This window comes from Cryobacterium aureum, assembly GCF_002954245.1.
In the GTDB taxonomy this organism is placed as follows: Bacteria; Actinomycetota; Actinomycetes; order Actinomycetales; family Microbacteriaceae; genus Cryobacterium; species Cryobacterium aureum.
The window spans coordinates 196325-219514 of the sequence record NZ_PPTG01000025.1; the positions used below are offsets into that span (position 1 = coordinate 196325).

The 23190-nt window shown below is 66.6% G+C and carries 22 protein-coding genes; 11 read left to right on the forward strand and 11 right to left on the reverse strand.

Features of this window, described 5'->3' with window-relative positions; genetic code table 11:
* Positions 1-12 precede the first annotated feature (12 nt).
* Complete coding sequence (locus CJ028_RS09860) at positions 13-1236, forward strand: acetyl-CoA C-acetyltransferase (protein ID WP_105035070.1); 1224 nt, start codon at positions 13-15, stop codon at positions 1234-1236.
* Between the two features lie 106 nt (positions 1237-1342).
* Here CJ028_RS09860 and CJ028_RS09865 read toward each other — a convergent pair whose 3' ends face one another.
* The 3 genes from CJ028_RS09865 to CJ028_RS21720 form a co-directional block, all read right to left on the reverse strand.
* Positions 1343-2605 (reverse strand): acyl-CoA dehydrogenase family protein, encoded by a 1263-nt coding sequence (locus CJ028_RS09865; RefSeq protein ID WP_105035071.1) that lies wholly within the window; start codon positions 2603-2605, stop codon positions 1343-1345.
* Positions 2606-2845: 240 nt separating this feature from the next.
* The gene (locus CJ028_RS09870; RefSeq protein WP_240607181.1) at positions 2846-3769 is read right to left on the reverse strand and encodes a metal-dependent hydrolase; all 924 of its coding nucleotides are present in this window, start codon (positions 3767-3769) and stop codon (positions 2846-2848) included.
* A gap of 77 nt (positions 3770-3846) precedes the next feature.
* Positions 3847-3969: a hypothetical protein gene (locus CJ028_RS21720; protein WP_255408738.1), complete on the reverse strand. Its 123-nt coding sequence runs from the start codon at positions 3967-3969 to the stop codon at positions 3847-3849.
* Positions 3970-4149: 180 nt separating this feature from the next.
* On the opposite strand from CJ028_RS21720, the gene CJ028_RS09880 reads away from it, so the two are divergent.
* Positions 4150-4395 (forward strand): hypothetical protein, encoded by a 246-nt coding sequence (locus CJ028_RS09880; protein ID WP_105035074.1) that lies wholly within the window; start codon positions 4150-4152, stop codon positions 4393-4395.
* Between the two features lie 61 nt (positions 4396-4456).
* On the opposite strand, the gene CJ028_RS09885 is transcribed toward CJ028_RS09880, so the two are convergent.
* From CJ028_RS09885 to CJ028_RS09895, 3 genes are read right to left on the reverse strand one after another with little or no spacing between them, the layout of a single operon-like run.
* Positions 4457-5803 (reverse strand): threonine/serine exporter family protein, encoded by a 1347-nt coding sequence (locus tag CJ028_RS09885; RefSeq protein ID WP_105035075.1) that lies wholly within the window; start codon positions 5801-5803, stop codon positions 4457-4459.
* Complete coding sequence (locus CJ028_RS09890) at positions 5800-7008, reverse strand: acyl-CoA dehydrogenase family protein (protein WP_439099036.1); 1209 nt, start codon at positions 7006-7008, stop codon at positions 5800-5802. The genes CJ028_RS09885 and CJ028_RS09890 overlap by 4 nt, the downstream gene beginning before the upstream one ends.
* 37 nt (positions 7009-7045) lie before the next feature.
* A complete protein-coding gene (locus CJ028_RS09895; RefSeq protein WP_161498950.1) occupies positions 7046-7846 on the reverse strand; it encodes a DUF4349 domain-containing protein in 801 nt (266 codons plus the stop codon).
* 222 nt (positions 7847-8068) lie between these two features.
* Here CJ028_RS09895 and CJ028_RS09900 point away from each other — a divergent pair, with 222 nt between their 5' ends.
* Positions 8069-8290: a hypothetical protein gene (locus tag CJ028_RS09900; protein ID WP_105035077.1), complete on the forward strand. Its 222-nt coding sequence runs from the start codon at positions 8069-8071 to the stop codon at positions 8288-8290.
* Between the two features lie 2 nt (positions 8291-8292).
* Positions 8293-9132: an alpha/beta fold hydrolase gene (locus CJ028_RS09905; RefSeq protein WP_105035078.1), complete on the forward strand. Its 840-nt coding sequence runs from the start codon at positions 8293-8295 to the stop codon at positions 9130-9132.
* Positions 9133-9308: 176 nt separating this feature from the next.
* Here the strand turns inward: CJ028_RS09905 and uriH are convergent, their stop codons facing one another.
* Complete coding sequence (uriH, locus tag CJ028_RS09910; protein WP_105035079.1) at positions 9309-10280, reverse strand: uridine-preferring nucleoside hydrolase UriH; 972 nt, start codon at positions 10278-10280, stop codon at positions 9309-9311.
* Positions 10281-10478: 198 nt separating this feature from the next.
* On the opposite strand from uriH, the gene CJ028_RS09915 reads away from it, so the two are divergent.
* From CJ028_RS09915 to CJ028_RS09935, 5 genes are all read left to right on the forward strand, one after another.
* Positions 10479-11597 carry an adenosine deaminase gene (locus CJ028_RS09915; protein ID WP_105035080.1) on the forward strand — a complete coding sequence of 373 codons (1119 nt, stop codon included), beginning with the start codon at positions 10479-10481 and terminating at the stop codon, positions 11595-11597.
* A 71-nt stretch (positions 11598-11668) separates the two neighbouring features.
* Entirely contained in the window at positions 11669-12109 is a 441-nt protein-coding gene (locus tag CJ028_RS09920) for a PTS sugar transporter subunit IIA (RefSeq protein ID WP_105035081.1), read from the forward strand.
* A complete protein-coding gene (locus tag CJ028_RS09925) occupies positions 12106-12381 on the forward strand; it encodes a PTS sugar transporter subunit IIB (protein WP_105035082.1) in 276 nt (91 codons plus the stop codon). Before CJ028_RS09920 ends, CJ028_RS09925 begins: the two co-directional genes overlap by 4 nt.
* A gap of 124 nt (positions 12382-12505) precedes the next feature.
* Positions 12506-13558, forward strand: coding sequence for an NAD(P)-dependent alcohol dehydrogenase (locus tag CJ028_RS09930; RefSeq protein WP_105035083.1), 1053 nt, complete (start codon positions 12506-12508; stop codon positions 13556-13558).
* 273 nt (positions 13559-13831) lie between these two features.
* Positions 13832-14524: a hypothetical protein gene (locus CJ028_RS09935; protein WP_105035084.1), complete on the forward strand. Its 693-nt coding sequence runs from the start codon at positions 13832-13834 to the stop codon at positions 14522-14524.
* A 119-nt stretch (positions 14525-14643) separates the two neighbouring features.
* On the opposite strand, the gene CJ028_RS09940 is transcribed toward CJ028_RS09935, so the two are convergent.
* Both CJ028_RS09940 and CJ028_RS09945 read right to left on the reverse strand, forming a co-directional pair.
* Entirely contained in the window at positions 14644-16326 is a 1683-nt protein-coding gene (locus tag CJ028_RS09940) for a phospho-sugar mutase (RefSeq protein ID WP_105035150.1), read from the reverse strand.
* Between the two features lie 446 nt (positions 16327-16772).
* Positions 16773-17606, reverse strand: coding sequence for a purine-nucleoside phosphorylase (locus CJ028_RS09945; RefSeq protein ID WP_105035085.1), 834 nt, complete (start codon positions 17604-17606; stop codon positions 16773-16775).
* A 182-nt stretch (positions 17607-17788) separates the two neighbouring features.
* Here CJ028_RS09945 and CJ028_RS09950 point away from each other — a divergent pair, with 182 nt between their 5' ends.
* On the forward strand, positions 17789-19225 hold the full coding sequence (locus CJ028_RS09950) for an NAD(P)H-quinone dehydrogenase (protein ID WP_105035086.1): 1437 nt from the start codon (positions 17789-17791) through the stop codon (positions 19223-19225).
* 49 nt (positions 19226-19274) lie between these two features.
* On the opposite strand, the gene CJ028_RS09955 is transcribed toward CJ028_RS09950, so the two are convergent.
* Together CJ028_RS09955 and CJ028_RS09960 are read right to left on the reverse strand one after the other, a co-directional pair.
* A complete protein-coding gene (locus CJ028_RS09955; RefSeq protein ID WP_105035151.1) occupies positions 19275-21047 on the reverse strand; it encodes an acetyl/propionyl/methylcrotonyl-CoA carboxylase subunit alpha in 1773 nt (590 codons plus the stop codon).
* 85 nt (positions 21048-21132) lie between these two features.
* Positions 21133-21783 carry a Maf family protein gene (locus tag CJ028_RS09960; RefSeq protein WP_105035087.1) on the reverse strand — a complete coding sequence of 217 codons (651 nt, stop codon included), beginning with the start codon at positions 21781-21783 and terminating at the stop codon, positions 21133-21135.
* Positions 21784-21867: 84 nt separating this feature from the next.
* On the opposite strand from CJ028_RS09960, the gene CJ028_RS09965 reads away from it, so the two are divergent.
* Positions 21868-23184 carry a class I SAM-dependent RNA methyltransferase gene (locus CJ028_RS09965; protein WP_105035088.1) on the forward strand — a complete coding sequence of 439 codons (1317 nt, stop codon included), beginning with the start codon at positions 21868-21870 and terminating at the stop codon, positions 23182-23184.
* Positions 23185-23190 lie beyond the last annotated feature (6 nt).

The window sequence follows — 23190 nt, forward strand, 5'->3', positions numbered from 1 at the left end:
CGGAGCCTCCGTATGACCAGCACCACCCTTCGCCAGGTCGTCATCTGCGAACCTCTACGCACCCCGATCGGTCGCTTCGGCGGCGCGTTCAAGACCGTCGCCCCGGCCGACCTCGCCGCGGCGGTGATCGTCGCGCTCCTGGAACGAACCGGCCTTGATGGCGCCCTCGTTGACGACGTCATCTTCGGCCAGGCGTATCCCTCGGCCGAGGCCGCGCCCGTCGCCCGGGTCGCCGCGCTCAACGCCGGTTTGCCCGTCACCGTCGGCGGCGTGCAGGTCGACCGCCGCTGCGGCAGCGGCCTGCAGGCCATCCTCGACGCCGCCATGCAGGTGCAAACCGGCGTGAGCGATCTGCTCATTGCCGGCGGCGTCGACGTCATGAGCCAGGCCCCGCTCTACACGGTCGATTCCCGCTGGGGCCTGGCCGGAACGGCCGGAGTGCTGCTGCGCGATGCCCTCGGCCGCGGTCGCGAAACCGCCGGTGGCCGCAACTATCCAGTCCCCGGCGGCATGCTCGAAACCGCCGAGAATCTGCGCCGCGATTATTCCCTCGACCGGGTCGAACAAGACGAACTCGCCGTGGAATCCCAGCGCCGCGCCCTCGCCGCCGTCGCCGACGGCCGCTTTGTCGACGAGATCGTGCCGATCACCGTGCCCGGCCGCAAGGGCCCCGTCGTTGTCTCCGTCGACGAGACCCCGCGCGAAACAACCCTCGAGGCCCTCGCCGGCCTGAAGCCCATCATGGGCAAAGCGGATGCCGACGCCACCGTCACCGCCGGCAACGCCAGCGGCCAGAACGACGCCGCTGCCGCGTGCATCGTGACCACCCCGGAGCGAGCGGCCGAACTCGGACTGACCCCGCTGGTGCGCCTCAAGTCCTGGGCGCGCGCCGGAGTCGAGCCCTCCCGTATGGGCCTCGGCCCGGTACCCGCGACAAAACTCGCGCTTGAGCGTGCCGGGCTGACCCTCGCCGACATCGACCTGATCGAACTCAACGAGGCGTTCGCCGCCCAGGTGCTCGCCGTCAGCCGGGAATGGAACTTCACCCCCGACGACTGGGCCCGCACCAACGTTAACGGCTCGGGCATCAGTCTCGGCCACCCGGTCGGCGCGACCGGCGCTCGCATCCTGGCCACGGCCGCCCGCCACTTGCAGCGCACGGAGGGCCACTACCTCCTCGAAACCATGTGCATCGGAGGCGGCCAGGGCCTGGCGGCCATCTTCGAGCGCGCGTAACAGCATCCGCTTTGCCGATCCGTGAGTTTCGGCCCGAAAATCGCGGGCAAAGTCAAATGGTTCTGAAACTCACGGCTCGGCGCCCGACGACCGAGAACTTAGAGCGCTACTGGAACGCGGAGATGCCCGTGATGGCCCGGCCGACCAGGAGGGTGTTGATTTCGTAGCTGCCCTCGTAGGTATAGAGCGCTTCGGCGTCGGCGAAGACGCGGGCCATGCCGAAGTCGGTGGAAATTCCGTTGCCGCCGAACACCGCGCGGCCGAGCGCCACGGATTCGCGCATTCGGGCGCTGGAGGATGCCTTGGCCAGCGCGGCGTGCTCGGGGCGAAGGGTGCCGGCCTGCTGCAGCTGGGCGATGCGTACCATCGTGCCGAGCGACGTCGTCGCGTTCTCGAGAATGCGCACGAGCTTCTCCTGCACGAGCTGGAACGACGCGATCGGCTTGCCGAACTGCTGGCGTTCGAGGGCGTAGCGCAGGGCGTGGTCGTAGGCGGCGAATTGCAGTCCGACGGTCTGCCAGCCGACCCAGACGCGGGAGTTGGTGAGCAGCCGGTTGGTGTCGCGAAAGCTCGTGGCTCCCGGAAGCCGGTCGCGCTCGGCGACTACGACGTTGTCGAGGGTGATCGTGGCGTTCTGCACGATGCGCAGGGCGATCTTGTTCTCGATGGCCTCGGCCTTAAAGCCGGGCAGGGTGGCGTCGACGATGAAGCCCTTGATCTGGTCGTCGGCGGTGTCGCGGGCCCAGACCAGCACGTTGGCTGCGAAGGTTCCGCTGCCGATCCAGCGTTTGATGCCGTTCAGGGTCCAGTTGGAGCCACTGCGGGTGGCGGTCGTCTCCATATTGCGCGAGACATCGGAGCCGTGCTCGGGCTCGGTGAGGGCGAACGCTCCGATCTTGCGCAGCGAGACGGCGTCGGCCAGGTAACGTTCGCGCTGGTCGTCGGTGCCGAGCTGGGCAATGGCGGCCGCGAACAGTCCGCTGTGCACGCCGACGAAGGTGGAGATGGAGGCATCCACGCGGGAAAGCTCGAGGGTCATGAACCCGTGCAGCAAGAAATTGTTGCCACGGGCGCACAGCTCAACGAGGTTGAGGGAGGTGAGCACAGGAATGATTTCGAAGGGAAAAGTGGCGTTGTTCCAGTGTTCGGCCACGACCGGGCGGATCTCTCGCTCGAATACTTCGCGGGACTCGGCCACGAGCTGCTGCTCTTCGGGGGTGAGCAGGTCCTGATAAGAGAAGAAGTCGGCGGTCGGGCCGGTGTAGAAAGCGGGGCTGGCCTGCTCGGTGGAGCCGCTCTCGGCAGTGGTCGGTGCGTCGTCCCCGCCGCTCTTGGCGTCGTTTTCGGTGCTGACAATGACAATGCTCATGGCTGGTCCTCTCTGACCTGGTACACCTGAATTGTGCGCCAAAGAGCCCAATTGCGCAATCTATCGTCTTTAGACCGTGCATAGTGCGAAAGAGTTGGCGGACTAGGCTCGCCAGATTGCCCTCTCTGCGCGAGTGGACCAAACCCTAAATCGCACGTTCACGTGGCGGCTGCCGCACGCCCCAGTGCCGAGGTGCGACTCTCGGCCCGATTTGAACGATTAAACCCCTTGAACTCGCAGCTAGCGCGTGGCGGACGTATTCATGGTCAGCACGTCGGTGCCATCCAGGTCGTGCAGTCCCAGCGTCACGGTCACGACACCGAGGGTGCCAAGCGAGGTGACGTGGGTGCCGCCGCAGGGAATCCGCACGCTCGCGCCCGGCAGCTCGCAGACCCAGTAGCGGCGATCCGTCAGCAGGTCGCCGTCGCGGTCGATGCGCACCGCGGCATCCGTTGATGTCCAGTGTAGGAGAGTTGCATTGGTGGCCGCCTCGATCCGGGGCAGCGCCTCGGCGAACCCGTCCACCGAGAAACCCTTCTTGCGCAGCGACTTGCCGAGCCGGTAGGTGTCGACCGAGGCATTCTGGCCGATCAGCGACTCGTCAATGGCGAGCCCGTCGAAATCGGGATGGCCCAGGGCGTCGGGCCGCACCGCCTTTTTCCAACGGTCGGCCAGCGCGAGATTGAGCGCGAGCGAGGCGAGGTGGCAGCTCGTGTGCCCGGCACTCGTATTGTCGCGCAGACCCTCGTCGACCTCGACGGTGACCGTGTCGCCGGTAGAGAGCCCGTCCGCGTCGACCACGTGCACTACGACGAATGCCCAGCCCGGCGTTCCCTTGCCCACCGGAATGTCCTCGCCGACATACAGCGCCGACCCGTCGGTGGCTCCCACGATGCAGTCCTCGACCGGCCAGAACGCGGCGCCGTGGTGCAGCAGGGCCAGGTCTGGGCCCTGGTCGGGCCAGCCCGCATCGACCGGATGCACGGTTGTCACGTCGAGCAGAACCGCAAACCCGCCGCCCGGCAGCTGCTCGGAGTGCAACACGGTCGCCTGGGTTTCGACGGCGCCGCCCGGGTAGAGCACCCGGGTGTCTTCGGTGGGCAGGGTCATGGCTGGTCCTTTCAAGCGGATGCTGCCGAGCAGCGAGAAAAAAGGTGCCGCCACGATCGTGGCGGCACCTCACTGCGCTTGCTACTGCAGCGCGTGGTACCAGAAAACCTGGCACCGAGAAGATGCAGAACCTAGCTCTTGCGGGCCCGAGAAGCGGTCTCTTCAGACTTCGCCTTCTTGTCGGCCCTCTTTTCCTTGAGGGACTTGTCGGCAACCTTCTTGGTTGCATCCTTTTTCGGTGATTTGTCAGCCATTGTGTACTCCTTCGCGCCGAGCCGTGGGGCCCCGTCACCTTGAGAATACGCGGGTTTGAGCCAAACGTCATCTTGCGGCACGGTCGAATCGGCCAACCCACCGCCAGCCCTGTGCACGACTGTCGGTCTGTCGTATGCTGGCGCTGTATCCAACCCCTCTCCCGTCGAAAGGTCACCGTCATGAGCCATAGCGCCACCTACCGGGCAGTTCTCTTTGGACCGAACCCGATCGCCGCCGGAACCGAAGTGGAGCTGGAATACATCGACGGTACCTACCAGGACGTCGTGGTGCTCGAGGCGGTCGAAGACACCGAAACGATCACCCGCACCTACCAGCGCGGTCGGGAGACCGAGGAACCCATCCCGTACCGGTTCGTCGAAGAAGACGTCGCCGAAGCCGACGGCGAGGCCGACGTTCCCAACTGACCCCGATGCTGCGGCATCCGTCTACCAACGGATGCCGCAGCCCCGCTGAATGGCATTGCGGCTAAATGCGCTTGGTGGCGTCTCGGCCGAGCCGCACCGGCAGGGCCATGAGCGGTCCGACGAAACGGCGCTGCAGGCGGCGGGCCGGACCCCAGACGATCTGCACGATGTACTGCGACAGCAGCGCTCCGGCCGCGAGGGCCATGGCGATTCCCGCCGCGGTGAGCAGCGAGAGCAACCCATTGATGTCGCCCTCCGACAGCATGAGCAGCCCGCGAAACAGCGTGAGCCCGGGAACGAGCGGCACCAGGGCCGTCACCATGATCACGAGCGGGGGAGTGCGCACCATGCGCGCTGCGACCGCGGCGAGCAGGCCCACGCCGAGAGCGCTTGCTGCTGACCCCCAGACCAGGCCGAATCCGCCGGCCATGGCAGCGACGAACAGGAACTCGGCGAGGGCACCGAGCACGCAGACTACCCAGATCGCCCGCCACGGTACTTGAACGGCGAGGGCAAACCCGATCACAATCACCACGGCGGCCACGAGCAGCACCGGCAGAACGGCCAGTGTCACGATGGGGTTCGAGTCGATTTCGAGAACCAGGCCGAACCGGGCCAAGAACAGCGCCGAACCGGACACCCCAGTGACCAGACCGGCCGTGATCAGCAGTGCCTCCACCATTCGGGCTGTGCCGGTGAGGTAGAACCCGGAGAGAGTGTCATGCACGGCGCCGAAGGTGGTGACACCGGCGAGGAGCATGATGATGGTCGCGACCACCACGAGTGAGGGGTTCGCCGTGGGATCGATCACCCGTACGATCGCTGCGACAATCGGGCCGATCGCGCCGCCGACGACGGTCTGGTAGAACAACGGAACCTGGCGGTGGTCAAGCACCGAGGTGATCCAGTCGATGATCCAGGTGGCGATGAAGGCTGCGATGATCACGGTGGGCCCGGCGCCGATCAGCACGGCGGCACCGGTGCCGACGAGGCTCCAGCCGATGCGCCGCCACTGTTTGGGTACTTGCGGCTTGGAGCTGACGATCGTCGCGAGAATTTTACGGGCTTCGGCGACCTCGATCGGCTTCTCGATGATGTCGGCAATGAGCTCCGACGTTGCCGTGAGCTTGGAATAGTCGAGCGTGCGGTACTTCACGTTGCGGCTGCGAATGATCGACTCGTGCGTCACCGCATCTTCCTGCGTGAGTGTGATGGTCGTATGCGTAATGTTCGCGTCGGTGCCCTTGAGCCCGTAGGCGCGGGTGAGCGCGATCATGGCGGCGGTCGCGTCTTCGGCGCCGGCTCCGGCGGTGAAGATGACCTCGGCAAGGCGCATGGTGAGGTCAAGAACGGCGCGGGTATAGCCGGAGTGGTCGAGGGTGATTGCTGTGGTCTTGCTAAAACTCATGGGGTGCGCATATCTATTGGGCCGAGAACGGATGCGGCGGCGGTCGCGTGTGCGGAATCCGCGTCGGAGGGGTGGAAGAAACCGGCGAGCACATCGCGGTAGAGCCGGGCGAGTTCGGAGGACGCGGTGTAGGCCTGGCCACCGGCGACCTGCACGGCGGTGTCGACGACGAACTTGGCGTTCTGCGTGGCCCGGTATTTGAGCCCGGACAGCTGGGCGAACCAGGCCGGCCCAACCATGAACGACCGCTCGTCGACCGCTCGGGCGAGGGCGTCTATCTGCGGGTAGATGCCGTCCATCGCGATGACGAGGTCGCCGACCCGCCAGCGCGCCACCGGATCCTGTGCGTGCGAGCGCCCGTCGTTCTTCAGCGAGGTACGCCGGTGTGCGCCGTCGACGGCGAGTTCGAGAGCGCGCTGGCCGATACCCGTATAGACCGCGGAGAGCAAAATCTCGAAGTTGGCGAAGATACCGGCCACGAGCGGGTCGCCGTTCGGGCCGACCGGCAGTCGCCGCACGACGCGGTCCGGGCGGGCGAGCGCGCCGTCGAGCACGGTGCTTTGGCTCTGGCTGGCGCGCATGCCGAGGGTGTTCCAGTCATCTTTGGAGCGGATGCCGGCATCCGCCTTCTCGAGAAAAGCCCAGACGATCGCGGGTGCTTCGGGGTCGGTCGAGTCGAGCCCCAGGGTGCCGAGCCGGGTCCAGGCGGGGGAAAGCGAGGTGAAAACCTTGGTGCCGGTGAACCGGTAGCCGCCGTCGGGCGCGGGGCGGGCATCCGTTTGGGAGCCGAACAGAACGAGGTCATTGCCGGGTTCGCTCACGCCGAAGCCGAAGATCTCGCCCCGCCCGGCCTCTTCGAGCAGAAAGTCGAGCGAGTGGTCGCCCTGGGCGTGCAGGCCGCGGGCCACGCCGGTCCAGATCAGGTGCATATTCACCGCGAGGGCTGTGGCCGGGGCGTGCGCGGCGAGCCGGGTCTGCTCGCGCACGGTCTGCTGCAGGGTGCGTCCGAGCCCGCCGAACTTTGTCGGCACCAAGGCGCCCAGGTACCCGGCGGCGACGAGCTCCTCGAGGTCTTCGGTGAAGAACGCGTTGGCCTGGTCATACCCGGCCGCCCGCGAGCGGATGCCCGCCAGGAGCTCGGCAGACAGCAGCGGTTCGTCGCTGGACGGTACAAAAACGGCCGCCGCCGGGGGTGTTTCGGGCAGGGCTGGAGCAGGGAGAAACTCGGTCACACAGACAAGCCTATGCAGCCTTGCGACGCCGCGCGAACATGCGCACGATCACAAGCACAATTACCCCCAAGATCGCCAGCATGACCAGCCAGGGGAGGGCCACTCCAAGGCCGACCAACAGGCCGCCGAGAGCGGTCACGAGGGCGGTCCAGCCGGTGATAATTCCGCTCCAAAACGTGTCGGGGCCGCTTGCCGCGACGGTGCCCTCCGCGACCAGTTCGAGCTGCACTGTGGAGTAGTCGATCTGGTCGGCGAGATAGTCGCGCTGGGACTGCAGGCTTTCGAGCTCACTCTGCCGGCTCGACAGGGCGCTTTCGATGCTGATCAGGTCGGCCGTGGTGGTGGCCGAAGCCATCAGCGCGAGCAGCCGGTCGACCGAGGTGGTGAGCGCGGTGATGCGGGCGTCGAGATCCTGGCTCTGCTGGGTCACGTCCTGGGCAGTGAGCGTGACGAAGTTGAGGGTGCCGAGCTTTTTCAGCTCTTTGAGGGTGCGGTCGAGTTCGTCGGACGGAATGCGCAGAGTCAGGTTGGCGCTGGCCGGCTGCACGTCGGTGGCAGGGTTCTCGCTGCGGCTGTCGACGCGACCGCCGGCCTGTTCGGTGATCGTGACGGCCGATTCGCTCGCTTTCACCGGGTCGGTGGCGGTGATCGAGAGGGATCCGGTGGTGATGACATCGCGGCTGGAGGTGTTCACGTCGCCGGTGGTGCCGGTGACCAGGCCGGATGCCCTGTCGCCCTCGGCGGGCGCGGCGCCGCCTAAGACGCTCCCGGACGAGTCTGCGCTCCCCTCTGCGCTCCCCTCAGTGCTCACCGAACTACCGCTGTTCGTCGTGCATCCCGCCAGCAATAGAGCCGTCAGAAGAACCGCGATCGCACCCCAAGTTCGTCTCATGCCTTACTGTATTGGCGCGCCGATGCCCGGGACTGGAGGCAGTCTGGGAGTCGGATCACAATTGGGACTCGATGTCTGTCCCCCGAAGTATGGTCGTGGGGTCGGCGGTTCAGCCCGACTCGCAACGACCAGGAGGACGACATGGGATTCATTGACAATGCCAAGGATGCGCTCGACGCCACGGGCAAGAAGATCGGCCGGACGGTGGATGACGCCAAGGACCGCATCGAAGACAAGGCCGACGAGGCCAAGGCCGACGCCAAGGTGAAGAAAGCCGAGGGTGAGGTGAAGCACGCCGAAGCCGAGCGCGGCGCCACCGAAGCCAAGAATGACTTCAAGGCCACGCTCCGCGACAATAATTAGATATGACCTGGCGGGTGGAGCGGATGCGCAGAGCGCGTCGGCGCCGCCCGCCGCTTTTGCACGTCGCAACGGATGCCGGCAGTGGCCCGGTCGTCGTTCTCGTGCACGGCATCGCGTCGTCATCGGTCACCTTCTATGAGGTGATTCCGATGCTGACCCCGCATCATCGGGTGATTGCGGTCGACATTCTCGGGTTCGGGCAGTCGCCGGCCCCGGACGGATGTGAATACCGGCTGGAGGATCACGTCGGGGCCCTGGCTGCGACCATCAGCTCGTTGAAGCTCAAGGAACCATTTGTGCTGGTCGGGCACTCGCTCGGCAGCCTGATCAGCACCCGTTACGCGGCCATGGAACGGCACGGTCGGTTCTGGGCGGCGTGGCGTCGGCTGGCCGGACGCGGACCGGTCTCGCGCCTGCTGCTGGTGGGGCCGCCGGTGTATCTGTCACCGAGTGATATCGGCGATCCGCGGGTGCGGGCACGGGTGAGCGCCTACCTGCGGGCCTACGATTTTCTGCGCGCCAACAAGGAGTTCACGCTCGCCAACGCCGCCATCATGTCGCGGCTGCTGCCCAAGGGCATCTTCGAACTGACCGAGAAAACCTGGACGCCGTTCATCAAGTCGATGGAGCACTGCATCGAATCGCAGACCGTGGTGAGCGACATCGCGAGCCTCCGGGTGCCGGTCGACGTCATCTACGGAGCGCTCGACGCGTTCATCGCGCAGGGCAGCCTGACCGTGATCGAGCGGATGCGCCACGTCACGATGCACCGCGTCGAGGCCAACGACCACATTATTCGGAAGCGTCTGGCCCGGGTGCTCGTGAAGGTCATCGACGGCTGACCGGGTGTGGGTGCCTGGGAGCTGGTGAGCATCCGGGTTGCCGACGGCCGCCGCCGGACTCGTCGCCATGCTGCCGACGGCTGCGAGTGCGTCACTGGTAGCCGATGCGGGCTCCGGGGGCGATTTCACTCCGTCCGTGCCATGACCGAACGGATGCCCGATCCCTGAAGTCCCACTCACCGCGGCAGGTCGGGGCCCTCGCACTGCGGCGGGTCGCCGATGCGTTCGAGGGCGTCGACGATGAGTGCCCAGAACTTCTCGTGGTCGAGGTCGACGGCGACCTGCGTGGTGCAGTCGGCCGGGGCTGGCGCCCGAAAGTCGGCCACGGTCATGCCGAGCGTGAGGGTTCCGGCCAGTTCCACGTCGAGCGGAGCCTTGCGCACGGTGATCACGCTCGGGTCGATCACATAGGCGACCGCGCACGGGTCGTGCACCGGTGGATAGTCGAATCCCTGGGCATACTTGTAGGTCTCGGCGAAGAACGCCAGCAGCTCGCCGACGAACCGGGCTGGTGCCGTGTCGACGGCCGCGATCCGGGCGACGATGTCGGGGGTGGCGAGGGCTTGGTGGGTCAGATCCAGCCCGATCATGGTCAGCGGCCACTTCTCGTTGAAGACGATGTGGGCGGCTTCGGGGTCGATGACGATGTTGAACTCGGCCGTGGCCGACCAATTACCCACGTGGTAGCCGCCGCCCATCAGCACGACCTGCTTGACCCGCTCGACGATGCGCGGCTCCTTGCGGACGGCGAGGGCGATGTTGGTCAGGGCGCCGGTCGGCACGAGCGTGATCTCGCCCGGCTCGTGCGCCATGATCGTGTCGATGATGAGGTCGACGGCGTGCCGTTGGTCGAGCTCGAGGGTGGGTTCGGGCAGCACCGGGCCGTCGAGGCCCGACTCGCCGTGAATGGACGGCGCCGTCTCAATCTGCCGAACCAGTGGGCGTGGGCATCCGGCAGCAAAGGGCACCCCGGTTATTCCGGCCACGCGGGCCACAGACAGGGCGTTGCGGGTGACCTTGGCGAGGGTCTGGTTGCCCATCACGGTGGTCACGGCGACGAGCTCGATGTTCGGATTGCCGTGCGCGAGCAGCATCGCGACCGCGTCGTCGTGGCCGGGGTCGCAGTCGAGAATGATTTTGGTGGGCACAGCTCAGGGTACGTGGTCTTGCGCTTTCCGGGCCCGGGCCCCGTGCAGTCTGCAAGACGCAGCGAGAGCGGGCGACCAAAGAGGCGGGATCACGCGCATTCGCTCGCCGCATTTCTCATGGTCCGTCCAGAGGTGCTCCGATAAGCTGGGCGCGCGGTTGTAGTTCACACCCGCCCCGGTACCGAGGAGCTTGTTCGTATGACTTTGATCGAGGAATTCCTCATGCCCGGCGGCGGCACGAGCATTAACACCCTGCCCAAGGTTTCGCTGCACGACCACCTCGACGGCGGCTTGCGCCCGCAGTCCATCATCGAGCTGGCCGACTCCATCGGATTCGTGCTTCCCACAACGGATGCCGATGCCCTCGGCGAGTGGTTCTCCGACCAGTCCAACGCTGGCTCGCTCGTGGAATACCTGAAGACCTTCGACGTCACGACCGCCGTCATGCAAACCCGCGAGGGCCTCAGTCGCGTCGCCCGCGAATTCGTCGAGGACCTCGCCGACGACGGCGTCATCTACGGCGAGATTCGCTGGGCTCCCGAACAGCACCTGGCCCGCGGACTCACACTGAACGAGGTCGTCGAAGCCGTGCAGGACGGCATCGAAGCCGGCATCGAGAACGTCGAACAGTCCGGCCGCAGCATCCGTATCGGCCAGCTCATCACCGCCATGCGCCACGCTAACCGCAGCCTCGAGATCGCCGAACTCGCCGTGCGTTACCGCTTCGACGGCGTCGTCGGGTTCGACATCGCCGGCGCCGAGGCCGGCTTCCCGGCCGGCAACCATCGCGGCGCCTTCGACCTGCTGGCCCGCGAATTCATGCCGGTTACCGTGCACGCCGGCGAGGCCGACGGGCTGGACAGCATTCGCGGCGCCCTGTTCGACGGCCGCGCGCTGCGCCTCGGTCACGGTGTTCGCCTGGCCGAAGACGTCACCATCGAACGCCAGGACGACGATAACACCTTCGTCACCCTCGGCCCGGTCGCCCAGTGGGTGCGCGACCGCGAGATCACGCTCGAGCTCAGCCCCTCCTCGAACCTGCAGACCGGAGCGGTCGCCGCCTGGGGCGAGGAACTCTTCGACCACCCGTTCGACCTGCTCTATCAGCTCGGCTTCAAGGTCACCGTCAACACCGACAACCGCCTGATGAGCGACACCACCCTCACCCAGGAGCTCGCCCTGCTGTCCGACGCCTTCGGCTACGACCTCAGCGACCTCGAGACCTTCCAGCTCAACGCGGCCCACGCCGCTTTCCTGCCGCTGGAAGATCGCGAAGAGCTCGTCGAAGCCATCGAAGCCGGCTTCGGCGACGCTTGAGACCGGCCGGCGAGCCCGATCGGCTCTCCGAGCAGGTTCACCCGGCTCCACCCGTTTACCCGAAAGAAATCATGCCACTCCCGCACCTTCCGCTTGACGCCATCACCATCGGCGCGCACGCTGACGACTGGCCAGCCGCCATCACGGCCGCTGGTGACGCCCTCGTGCGTTCCGGCGCCGCGACATCCGCTTATACCGAGCGCATGATCGCGGTGATTCGCGAATTCGGCGCGTACATTGTGATCGCGCCGGGGCTGGCGCTCGCGCATGCCCGTCCGGGAGCGGATGTTCTCACCGACGGACTCTGCGTCGTCACCCTGGCCGAACCGGTCTCCTTCGGTCACCCGCACAACGACCCGGTCAGCGTGATCGTGGGACTGGCCGTGACCGGCGCCGACGACCACCTGCAGTTCGTCGCCGAACTCGCCAACGTGTTCAACGACCCGAAGGTGATTCCGGCGCTGGCCGGCGCGACTTCAGCCGAGTTCGTGCAGAGCGTGTTCGCCCCATGAAGATCGTCGTGATGTGCGGCATTGGCCTCGGTACCTCGGCCATCCTCAAGGTCAATGCCGAGCGCGCCCTGGAACGCCTCGACATCGAGGCGAGCGTGCAGGCCACGGATGTCGCCGGCGTGCGGGCGGCCGCGGCCGACGCCCAGGTCATTCTGACGTCGTCGGAGCTCGCCCCGGTGATCGGCAAGACCAACGCCGACGTGATCGTCATCAACAATTACTTCGACGTCGACGAACTCGTCGCCAAGCTCGAGATCGCCCTGGGTTCCTGACCCCACTGCCGTCACCCGGGCCGTTGCATCCGCTCACACGGCTGTCGCGCACTGATGCGGGAGTACTGTTGTATGCGTATACATGTACTGATCTAACTGCCTGAAGCATTGGAAAGAAGAGAACATGCGCGCCGTCGTATTCGAAGCCTGGAAGACCTTCCCCATCCTGAAGGACATCGAGAAGCCGACGCCGGGCCCGGGTGAAGTGCTCCTGAAGGTGGCCGGTGCCGGCGCTTGCCACTCCGATGTCGCCGTGTACAAGGATTTCGAGGCCGCCACAGCGCCCCCACAACTTGCCCCCAGCTATGTGCTCGGTCACGAAAACTCCGGCTGGGCCGAAGAACTCGGAGAGGGAGTCGAGGGCATCACCGTCGGCGACGCCTTCCTCGTATACGGCCCGATCGGCTGCGGACACTGCGTGGCCTGTTCCCGTGGTGAAGACACCTACTGCTCCAACGCCGCCACGATGCCCTACCTGGCCTCCGGTCTGGGCCGCGATGGCGGAATGGCCGAGTACATCGTGGTTCCCGCTCGCAACCTGGTGCCGCTCGGGGATGCCGATCCGATTGCGGCCGCGCCTCTGTCAGACGCCGGCCTCACGCCCTATCACGCCATCAAGAACTCCCTTCCCAACCTCGCCGGCGGCGGAAAGTTCGCCCTCGTCGTGGGCCTCGGCGGCCTCGGCCAGGTTGCCGTGCAGATCCTCACCGCGCTCACCGGTGCCACTGTCATCGCGACCGATTCCAAAGCGGATGCCATGACTCGCGCAGAAGCACACGGTGCCATCACCGTGGCCAGCGGCCCAGACCAGGCCGCGAAGATCCGGGAAATCACCGGTGGTCGCGGCGTCGACGCCGCCTTCGATTTCGTGGGAATCGCCCCGACCATCGCCCTCGCCTCAGCCGTCATGGCCACGAAGTCACGCCTGACCGTCGTGGGCATCGCCGGAGGAAAGTACGAGTGGTCCTTCTTCACCACGCCCTATGAGTCCACCCTGACGAACACCTACTGGGGAACCATCGAGGACCTCTACGAGGTCGTCGCCATGTACAAGGCCGGGCAGATCACGCCCGACGTTGAGGTCTTCGCCATGGAAGACGCCCTCGAGGCCTACCGCAAGCTCGAAGCCGGAGAGCTCACCGGCCGCGCGGTCGTCGTGCCGCACCTCGCGCGGTAGGCCGCCGCGCCGCATCCGTTCGCCGACCCGTGAGTTTTCGGTCGACGCAGTTGCCGAGCCGTGAATTTTGAGCGATTTTTCGCGAAAAACGGGCCCAAACTCACGGCTCGGCGAAGCGGATGGCGCTCCGCCCGCTCCGCGACTCGAACCCGTGCCAGAGGCACTTGCGCGTGACCCGGTTTCTGGCGGTCAGCCACGAGACCACGTCTCTGAGCCCCGCACCTGATCCGCGGTGATCCGGAACGTACCGCGCGTTGGGCCTATGCTCAGCGCATGAGCGACAGTGTGAAGCAGGGGGCCAGGGCCGAACATCGCTGGCCGGCCGTACTCGGGCTGTTGGTTGCGCTCGCGCTGTACGCCACGCTGCCGAGCACGTTCCTGCCGGGTCTGCGCTACACGGTCGTCGCCATCGGACTCGCCCTGCTGATCCCGCTCATCGCCCTGAACCCGTACCGGCTGCACCGGGAGACCAGCTGGTCGAGATATGTCGCCACCGGCCAGGCTTTTTTGCTGGTCGTGGCCAACGAGGTCGCGCTCGTGCAGCTCGTGATCCAGCTCACCTCGGGCAGCAAGGATGACGGACCGACCCTGCTGCTCGCGGCCCTGCAGGTCTGGGTGACCAACGTCATCGCCTTCGCCCTGGTCTACTGGGAACTCGATCGCGGCGGCCCGGTTTCGCGCCGGCATGCAGACCGCAAAGACTTTCCGCCGGCCGATTTTCGTTTTCCGCAGGACGAGGACCACGACGCCATCGAGGAGGTCGCCGCCCGGTCGTCGCTGCGCATCGGCTGGGTCGCCTCGTTCTTCGACTACGTGTATTTTTCGCTGTCCAATTCCATGGCGTTCAGCCCGACCGACTCGATGCCGCTCTCGCTGCGGGCCAAGGCACTTATGGCCCTCGAATCGTTCGGGGGTTTCGTGCTGCTCGCCCTGGTGATCGCCCGAGCGGTCTCCCTGCTCGGCTAGCCGCCCGCGAACCACCCCACACTGGACGGGGCCCGGGCCCGAGCCGTGGGCCCAGTTTATATCCTGGGCCCGTGGACGGGGCCCGGGCCCCGTCCAGTGATGGCGCCACCCACCGCGCCCTAGGCGATCAGCGCGCGCATGCCCCGATCGAGCTCATCGAGGGCGGCCTGAGCAGCCGCTCGCCGCTCCACCAGCGTGCCGACCGTGCTGCGGGTGTCGATGTACACCTTGAGTTTCGGCTCGGTACCGCTCGGGCGCACCATCACGCGCGACCCGTCGGTCAAGCGGATGCGCAACACGTCACTCGGCGGAAAGTCACCCAGCCCCCACCGAAAGTCGTCGATCTCGTCGACCCGAATGCGGCCGACGTGGGTCGGCGGCGATTCCCGCAGACGCGTCATGACGAGCGCGATCGTGGACAGCTCCGACACCCGCACGGAGATCTGACCCGACGCGAAGTGTCCGAATTTCTCGCTGAACAGGTCGAGGTAGCCGGCGAGCGTGGTCCCCTCGGACTTGAGGTCACTCACCAGCGAGAGCAACGCGATCGCGGCCGAGATGCCATCCTTGTCGCGCACGGTGTCCGGGTTGACCAGATACCCGAGCGCCTCTTCGAAGCCGTAGACCAGCCCCGGCACACGGGACACCCACTTGAACCCGGTGAGGGTTTCTACGAAACGCAGGCCGTAGGCATCCGCTACCGCGTGCAGTGCCGGCGACGACACGATCGAGCAGGCCAGCGCGCCGGTATCGACAGTGGCAACAGAGTCCAGATCGGGGGACGCGAGCGCCGCCGCCCGCCAGCCGAGAATCGCACCGACCTCGTTGCCGCTCAACCTGCGGTATCCGCTCGCGCTGGACAGATCGGGGATGGCCACGGCGAGACGGTCGGCATCCGGATCGTTGGCGATGATCAGCTCGGCGCTCACCTCGCGCGCGGTCTCGTAAGAGAGGTCCAGCGCGCCGGGCTCCTCCGGGTTGGGAAATGCCACGGTCGGAAAGGCCGCGTCGGGGGCGATTTGCGCGTCGACCAGGGTCGGCAGGTCGAATCCGGCCTGCACGAGCACCCGGCGGGTGGTGTCCCAGCCGACCCCGTGCATGGCGGTGTACACGGCGTTCACCTGCGCGCGCGGCGTGTGCGCGATGCTGGCCGTCGCCGCGATGTAGGCGAGTACGACGTCTTCCTCGGCGGTCTCATACGCGCCACGCGGCAGGTGCGGCACGTGCTCGTCGGCGGCGACGCGCAGAATCTCATCCGAGATCGCCTTGTCGTCGGGCGAGACGATCTGCGCGCCGTTGTTGGCGCCGCCCAGATACACCTTGTAACCGTTGTCGTTCGGCGGGTTGTGCGAGGCGGTCACCATCACGCCGCAGCTTGCGTCGAGGTGCCGCACCGCGAAGGCGAGAACGGGTGTCGGCAGCAAACGCGGCAAGAGGATGGCGCGCACCCCCGCGCCCGCCATGATCGCCGCCGTGTCGGTCGCGAAAACGTGGGAATTCTTGCGTCCGTCGTAGCCGATGACCACCGAGGGCGTCACCCCGGGCGCTGCATGCCGGCGCAGGTACGTGGCCAGGCCGGCCGCAGCCTGCGAGACGAGCACGCGGTTCATTCGGTTCGGTCCGGCGGAGATTTCGCCGCGCAACCCGGCCGTTCCGAAAGCGAGGCGGGTGTCGAACCGCGAGTGCAGGTTGGACAGGGCCACGGTGTCGCCATCGTCGACGGCATTGATGAGCGCGCGAAGCTGCGCCTGGGTTTCCGGGTCGGGATCCTGGTTCAGCCAGGCCCGAGCCGCCTGCAGCAGTGCTGCGGTGCGATCGCTCGGAGTCTCGGGGGTCTCGGGGGTCTCGGAGGTCTCGTGCGCGACCGGAGCGGTTGCGAGGTCGTCGAGATCGTCATTCGCGGCGCTATCGGGACTGACGGTCGAAATGGCGACGGTCGGTTCAGAGCCGGCATCGTCGCTGCTCTGCACGATGGTCTGGATGGCGACTGTCGGCTCGGATCCAGCATCGTCGCCGTCCTGCACGATCGGCAGGGCGCGGGTCGGGGTGCGGACCTCGTCGGTCGCATCCGCGTCGGTGACATGCGGCACGGCTGGCGGAGTGACGGGAGCGGTGACCGGCGGGGCCGTAGGGGTCACGCCGGCTGCGGCATCCGCTGGCGGGCCGGAATGGCGACCGCCGCTGCGCGAAACCGTTGACTCGCCGTTTTCAAAATCGCCACGGGCCGCGTCGCCATGCTCGGTACCGGTCACAGCGCGGCCACGATCCGGGCGAGGAGCGCGCTGATCACCGGTTCGGCCAGGGCACCGGCCTCGATCACTTCGCCGTGACTGAGAGGCGTCGTCTGAATGCCGGCGGCGAGGTTGGTGATGAGCGAGAGCCCGAGCACCTCCATGCCGGCCTGCCGGGCCGCGATGGCCTCGAGCGCGGTCGACATGCCCACGATGTGGCCGCCGATCGCCTTGGCCATCTGCACCTCGGCGGGCGTCTCGTACTGCGGGCCGCGGAACTGGCAGTACACGCCCTCGTCGATGGAAGGGTCGATGCCGCGCGCGACATCGCGCAGTCGCTTCGAGTACAGGTCGGTCAGATCGACGAAGTTCGCGCCCTCGATCGGGGATTCAGAAGTCAGGTTGATGTGGTCGCTGATCAGGACTGCGGTTCCGGGCTTCCACGATTCACGGATACCGCCGGCCCCGTTGGTCAAAATCATCGTTTTCGCTCCGGTCGCCGCCGCCGTGCGCACACTGTGCACGACCCGGCGCACGCCGTGGCCCTCGTAGTAGTGCGTGCGAGCGCCGATCACGAGCGCGCGCTTGCCGCCGGGCAGCAGAATCGAGCGCAGCGTGCCGGCGTGGCCGACCAGGGCTGGAGCGCTGAACCCGGTGATGTCTGCGGCGGTCACGGTGTGCGTGGTTTCGCCGATCAGGTCGGCGGCCTTGGCCCAGCCGCTGCCGAGGGTGAGCGCGATGTCGTGCCGGGGCACTCCCGTGATGCCCGCGATCTCCGCGGCGGCCGAGCGTGCTGCCTCAAACGGATCTGTTTCGGGCAGGTCTAACGGGTTGATCTCGTTCGTGAACATTTCACTACTCTAGAACCCCAGCCTTGGGCACGGAGATTCTGCGCGAATTCTGCTCATCGGCGCGCCGAACGGTCGCTGAGACGGCCATTCGGCGTCTTTTCGCCCTCTTCGAGGGACAAGCCGCGCCCTGCAGCCCCTGAAGCGGTTTTGCGCGGGCTCGGCGCTTTGAGAGAATGGAGTACATGGCCTATGAGTTTGAACGCAAGCAGCGCATTGCAGTACTAGGCGGTGGGCCCGGCGGATACGAAGCGGCCATCGCCGGAGCACAACAGGGTGCCGATGTCACCCTCATTGAAAGCGTCGGTGTCGGCGGTTCCGCCGTGATAACGGATGTTGTTCCCTCCAAGTCCCTCATCGCCACTGCGGAGGCGTCGAACTCGATCGGCGAGGCGACTGACCTCGGTGTGCAGTTCTTCGTGCGCGGCGAAACCGGCAAGCCCCTGCGCCCCGAGGTGGCCATCAACCTGGCCGCCGTGAACAAGCGACTGCTCGGCCTCGCCCGCCAGCAGTCCGAAGACATGAAGGCCACCCTCATTCGCGCCGGTGTGCGCTACGTGCAGGGCCACGGCCGTCTCGATGGCACCACCGGCATCATCGTCGCCACGTCCGGCGACTCAACCGCCACCGACTTCGACCGCATCGATGCCGACACCCTCGTCGTCTCCGTGGGCGCCAGCCCGCGCGTGCTGTCATCAGCGTTGCCAGATGGTGAGCGCATCCTCACCTGGACCCAGCTTTACAACCTCAAGGCCATTCCCGAACACCTGATCGTGGTCGGCTCTGGCGTCACCGGCGCCGAGTTCGCCTCGGCCTACCGCGCCCTCGGCGCGAAGGTCACTCTGATCTCCAGCCGCGACCAGGTGCTGCCTGGTGAAGACGCCGACGCCGCCAACGTCATCGAGAACGTCTTCAAGCGCAACGGCATGACCGTGCTCTCCAAGTCGAGGGCCTCCTCGGTCGAGCGCACCAAGACCGGTGTCGTCGCGGTGCTCGAAGACGGACGCACGGTCGAGGGCAGCCACTGCCTCATCGCCGTCGGCTCCATTCCCAACACCGCCAACATCGGCCTCGAGCAGGCCGGCGTGCAGGTCACCGAATCCGGACATATCCAGGTCAACCGGGTCGCCCGCACCTCGATTCCGAACATCTACGCGGCCGGCGACTGCACGACCGAGATTCCGCTGGCATCCGTGGCTTCCATGATGGGCCGCACCGCCGTCTTCCACGCCATGGGGGACACCGTCAACCCGATCGAGATTCGCAACGTCGCCGCGAACATCTTCACCCAGCCCGAGATCGCGACCGTCGGCTACACCCAGAAGCAGATCGAAGACGGACTCGCCCAGGGCGACATCTACAAGCTGCCGCTGTCGCAGAACCCTCGGGCCAAAATGATGGGAATCAAGGACGGCTTCGTCAAACTCTTCGCCCGCACCGGCAGCGGCACGGTCATCGGCGGCGTCATTGTGGCCCCGAAGGCCAGCGAACTCATCTTCCCGCTGGCCCTCGCCGTCGAGCACCGGCTCACGGTCGACGAGGTAGCTCGCACCTTCCCCGTCTACCCTTCTCTCACCGGCTCCATAACGGATGCCGCGCGAGCGATGCACGTAGTCCTCTAGCCCTAAACGCCCCCGCGCCTGCTCGAAAACGCGGCGCGGGGACTGGCCGCTAGGCGGCGTCGGAGACCGTCAGCAGGACGCTGCCGGAGGAGACCGTCTCGCCGACGACCGCTGCGACGTTACCGACGGTACCGTCACGATGCGCCACGAGCGGCTGCTCCATTTTCATGGCCTCGAGCACGAGCAGCAGATCGCCCTTGACGACCGTGTCACCCTCGGCGACGAGGAGCTTCACGATGGTCGCCTGCATCGGTGCCTTGATGGCGTCCCCGGTGGCGGTGTCGACGGAGTGCAGGCCGCCGCGACGCTTGGGCGCTGGTCCCACCGAGCGGGCGCTCGCGCCTCCGGGCAGCAGACGGGTGGGCAGGGTGACCTCGATGCGGCGTCCCTCCACCTCCACGACGATGCTGTGTCGCTTCTGCTCGCCGGGGGCGTCTTCCATGCTGCCGCTCCACGGTTCGATGTCGTTCTCGAACTCCGTCTCGATCCAACGAGTAAAGACGGTGAAGGGTTTGCCGTCGGTCGGCGCGAAAGCCGGATCCCGCACGACCTTACGGTGAAAGGGCAGCACGGTCGGCAGGCCGGCCACCTCAAACTCGTCGAGAGCGCGACGAGAACGCTCAAGCGCTTCCTCGCGGGTCGCGCCGGTGACGACGAGCTTAGCGATGAGCGAGTCGAACGACCCGCTGATCACATCGCCAGACTGCACGCCGGTGTCGACACGCACACCGGGGCCGCCAGCGGGCTTGAACACGTGAACCGGGCCGGGCGCGGGCAGAAAGCCGCGGCCGGCATCCTCTCCGTTGATGCGAAATTCAAAGGAGTGAGCGGATGCGACGGGGTCACCATAGGTCAGCTCGCCACCCTCGGCGAGGCGGAACTGTTCACGCACCAGGTCGATGCCGGTGACCTCTTCGGAGACGGTGTGTTCCACCTGCAGTCGCGTGTTGACCTCGAGGAACGACACCGTTCCATCTTGGCCGATGAGAAACTCGCAGGTGCCGGCACCGAGGTAGCCGACCTCTTTCAAAATTGCCTTGGACGCCCGATACATCTCGGTCGTCTGCGCCTCGGTGAGAAAGGGTGCAGGGGCCTCTTCGACAAGCTTCTGGTGCCGGCGCTGCAGTGAGCAGTCGCGGGTCGAGACGACGACGACATTGCCGTGCATGTCGGCGAGGCACTGGGTCTCAACGTGGCGGGGGGAGTCGAGGTACTTCTCCACGAAGCATTCGCCGCGGCCGAAGGCTGTAATGGCCTCCCGGGTGGCTGAATCGAACATCTCGGCGACCTCGTCGCGCGTGCGGGCCACTTTGAGGCCTCGTCCGCCGCCACCGAAAGCGGCCTTGATCGCGACGGGCAGGCCGTGCACGTCCACGAAGGCGAGCACCTCGGCGGCGTCGCTGCAGGGGTTCAGGGTGCCCGGCGCCATCGGTGCGTTTACCTTTTCGGCGATTTTGCGGGCCGAGACCTTGTCGCCCAGCTGCTCGATGGCCTCGGGTGACGGCCCGATCCAGATGAGACCGGCGCCGATCACGGCGCGGGCGAAGTCGGCGTTCTCGGCCAGAAAGCCATAGCCGGGGTGAACGGCGTCAGCGCCGCTCCGGCGGGCGATCGACAGAATCTTGTCGATGACGAGGTACGTTTCGGCGCCGGTGGTGCCGTCGAGACCGTACGCCTCGTCGGCCAGACGGGCGTGCAGAGCGTCGCGATCCTGGTCGGCGTAGACGGCGACAGAGAGAATTCCACTGTCTTTCGCGGCACGGATGACCCGAACGGCGATCTCGCCTCGGTTGGCGATGAGGACCTTCGTTATGAGTGACACAATCACTTAGCCTATTGCCCGCCGCCACATCCCTTTTGGTTCTGTCCCACAAAAAGACCCGGCAGATTCTTGCGGATGCCTACAATTACAGCGCTCCGGGGCGATTCCACAGGGTCGGCCACTCGTGTCCGAGGGCGCGCACCAGCCGCCGCAGCGTGGGCAGCGACAGCCCCACCACGGTCGACGGATCCCCGACGATGCTCGTAATAAAGGGAGCACCGAGGCTGTCAATAGTGAACGCCCCCGCCACGAACAAAGGTTCCCCGGTGGCGATATAGGCGTCGAGCTCGGCATCGTCGAGGTCGTCGGCAAAGGTCACCTCGGCGACCGCGACCGCGCCAATCGCCCGGCCAGGCGCGCCGTCTTCGACCTCGATCAGCCAGTGTCCCGAATACAGTGTTCCGGTGCGCCCGCGCTGGCGTTGCCAACGTTCGCGGGCGGCATCCGCTGTGTGAGGCTTGCCGTAGATCACACCGTCCAGCACGAACACCGAGTCGCAGCCGAGCAATAGCCCGGTCAATGGCTCAGTCAGCCGAGCGGATGTTGCCGCCTCCGCTTTCGCCCGCGCCAGCAGCTCCACGAGTACCCGCGGTTCGAGTGCCGAGCCCGCCGCGGCTTCGGTCTCGGCGACGAGTCGAGCTTCGTCGACCTTGGGGTTGATCAGCACCGGTTCGATGCCGGCCGCGCGTAGCAGGGCGAGGCGGGCCGGAGACGTGGAAGCCAGGTACAGACGCATGGTGTCCTTTCAAACGGGAGGGGCAGCATCCATTCAAGCAGGCGGCAACCGACGGCCCGGCAAGGGGTGTGGGATCATCGTTAGATGAGCAACACGAGTCATCAGCCCCAGGCCTCCCAGCCGACACCGTCTGCGAGTGTCGGCGACGAGCTTGAACTGAACATCACCAACGTCGCCCACGGCGGAATCTTCATCGCCCGCCACGAGGGCCGCGTGATCTTCGTCAGCGACACCCTGCCAGGCGAACGGGTGCGCGCCCGCCTCACCGAGGCCAACCACAAGAGCTTCTGGCGGGCCGAAACCGTCGCCGTCGTCAACGCCGCCTCCGAACGGCAGCCGCACATCTGGAGCGCGGCATCCATCGATCGCGCCCCCGAAGACCGGGCCGGCGGCGCCGAGTTCGGCCATATCGAACTCGGCTTCCAACGGGAACTCAAGCGTCAGGTACTCGCCGACGCCCTGCAGCGCATGGCCGGACTCGAAACCGGCGTCGTGGTTGAGCCGGTCGCGGTCAGCGCAAAAGCCAGCCCCGGCGACGCGATGGACGGCACCGGATGGCGCACCCGAGTGAGCCTGCACGTGGCCGTCGACGGCACCATCGGCCCCTACGCCGCCCGCAGCCACCGGGTCATCCCGGTCGACGACCTGCCGCTCGCCGAGCACGAGCTCGAACTGCGCGCCCCCCTCGACACCCTGTTTCACAACGCAGCTCAGGTGGACCTGGTCGCGCCGAGCAAGGGCGACGTGCAGGTGCTGGTCTCGGCCAAAGACGCCAACGGTAAGCCCAAACGCGTTCCGCACGGCCTGATTCACGAGGTAGTCGCCGACCGTGAGTTCGAGCTGGACCGTTCCGGCTTCTGGCAGGTTCACTCCATGGCCGCCGACACGCTGTACCACGCGGTGCAGAGCATCATCGATCCGAACACGTTCGACCCGCGAGCCTCCAACCTCGACCTCTACGGCGGGGTCGGACTGCTCGCCGCAGCGCTCGGCGACAAATTCGGCAAGGCCACCCGCATCACCTCGGTCGAGAGTGACCCCGAAGCGGTCGCGTTCGCCGCCCGCAACCTCAAGGAATGGGCCGGTGCCACGGCCGTCGCCGACCGCGTCGACCGCTTCCTGCAGCGCCTCTTGCGCGAAGCGGATGCCGCCGAACGGGCCCGTCTCGCCGCCGCCACCGTGGTTCTCGACCCGCCGCGCTCCGGGGCGGGCAAGGCCGTCGTCGACCAGCTCGTCGCTCTTGCACCGCAACAAATCGTCTATGTGGCCTGCGACCCGGTGGCGCTCGCCCGCGACGTGGCGCTGTTTGCGAAGCAGGGCTATCAGCTGAGGACCCTGCGCGCCTTCGACCTTTTTCCCAATACCCACCACGTCGAAGCCGTCGCACTGCTCTGCAAATAGCTATCG

Excerpts from the sequence above, each read along its gene's own strand:
- CJ028_RS09860 (WP_105035070.1), top strand. The coding sequence starts at position 13 with ATGACCAGCACCACCCTTCGCCAGGTCGTCATCTGCGAACCTCTACGC.
- CJ028_RS09865 (WP_105035071.1), bottom strand. The coding sequence starts at position 2,605 with ATGAGCATTGTCATTGTCAGCACCGAAAACGACGCCAAGAGCGGCGGG.
- CJ028_RS21720 (WP_255408738.1), bottom strand. The coding sequence starts at position 3,969 with ATGGCTGACAAATCACCGAAAAAGGATGCAACCAAGAAGGTTGCCGAC.
- CJ028_RS09880 (WP_105035074.1), top strand. The coding sequence starts at position 4,150 with ATGAGCCATAGCGCCACCTACCGGGCAGTTCTCTTTGGACCGAACCCG.
- CJ028_RS09885 (WP_105035075.1), bottom strand. The coding sequence starts at position 5,803 with ATGAGTTTTAGCAAGACCACAGCAATCACCCTCGACCACTCCGGCTAT.
- CJ028_RS09900 (WP_105035077.1), top strand. The coding sequence starts at position 8,069 with ATGGGATTCATTGACAATGCCAAGGATGCGCTCGACGCCACGGGCAAG.
- CJ028_RS09905 (WP_105035078.1), top strand. The coding sequence starts at position 8,293 with ATGACCTGGCGGGTGGAGCGGATGCGCAGAGCGCGTCGGCGCCGCCCG.
- CJ028_RS09915 (WP_105035080.1), top strand. The coding sequence starts at position 10,479 with ATGACTTTGATCGAGGAATTCCTCATGCCCGGCGGCGGCACGAGCATT.
- CJ028_RS09920 (WP_105035081.1), top strand. The coding sequence starts at position 11,669 with ATGCCACTCCCGCACCTTCCGCTTGACGCCATCACCATCGGCGCGCAC.
- CJ028_RS09925 (WP_105035082.1), top strand. The coding sequence starts at position 12,106 with ATGAAGATCGTCGTGATGTGCGGCATTGGCCTCGGTACCTCGGCCATC.
- CJ028_RS09930 (WP_105035083.1), top strand. The coding sequence starts at position 12,506 with ATGCGCGCCGTCGTATTCGAAGCCTGGAAGACCTTCCCCATCCTGAAG.
- CJ028_RS09935 (WP_105035084.1), top strand. The coding sequence starts at position 13,832 with ATGAGCGACAGTGTGAAGCAGGGGGCCAGGGCCGAACATCGCTGGCCG.
- CJ028_RS09945 (WP_105035085.1), bottom strand. The coding sequence starts at position 17,606 with ATGTTCACGAACGAGATCAACCCGTTAGACCTGCCCGAAACAGATCCG.
- CJ028_RS09950 (WP_105035086.1), top strand. The coding sequence starts at position 17,789 with ATGGCCTATGAGTTTGAACGCAAGCAGCGCATTGCAGTACTAGGCGGT.
- CJ028_RS09960 (WP_105035087.1), bottom strand. The coding sequence starts at position 21,783 with ATGCGTCTGTACCTGGCTTCCACGTCTCCGGCCCGCCTCGCCCTGCTA.
- CJ028_RS09965 (WP_105035088.1), top strand. The coding sequence starts at position 21,868 with ATGAGCAACACGAGTCATCAGCCCCAGGCCTCCCAGCCGACACCGTCT.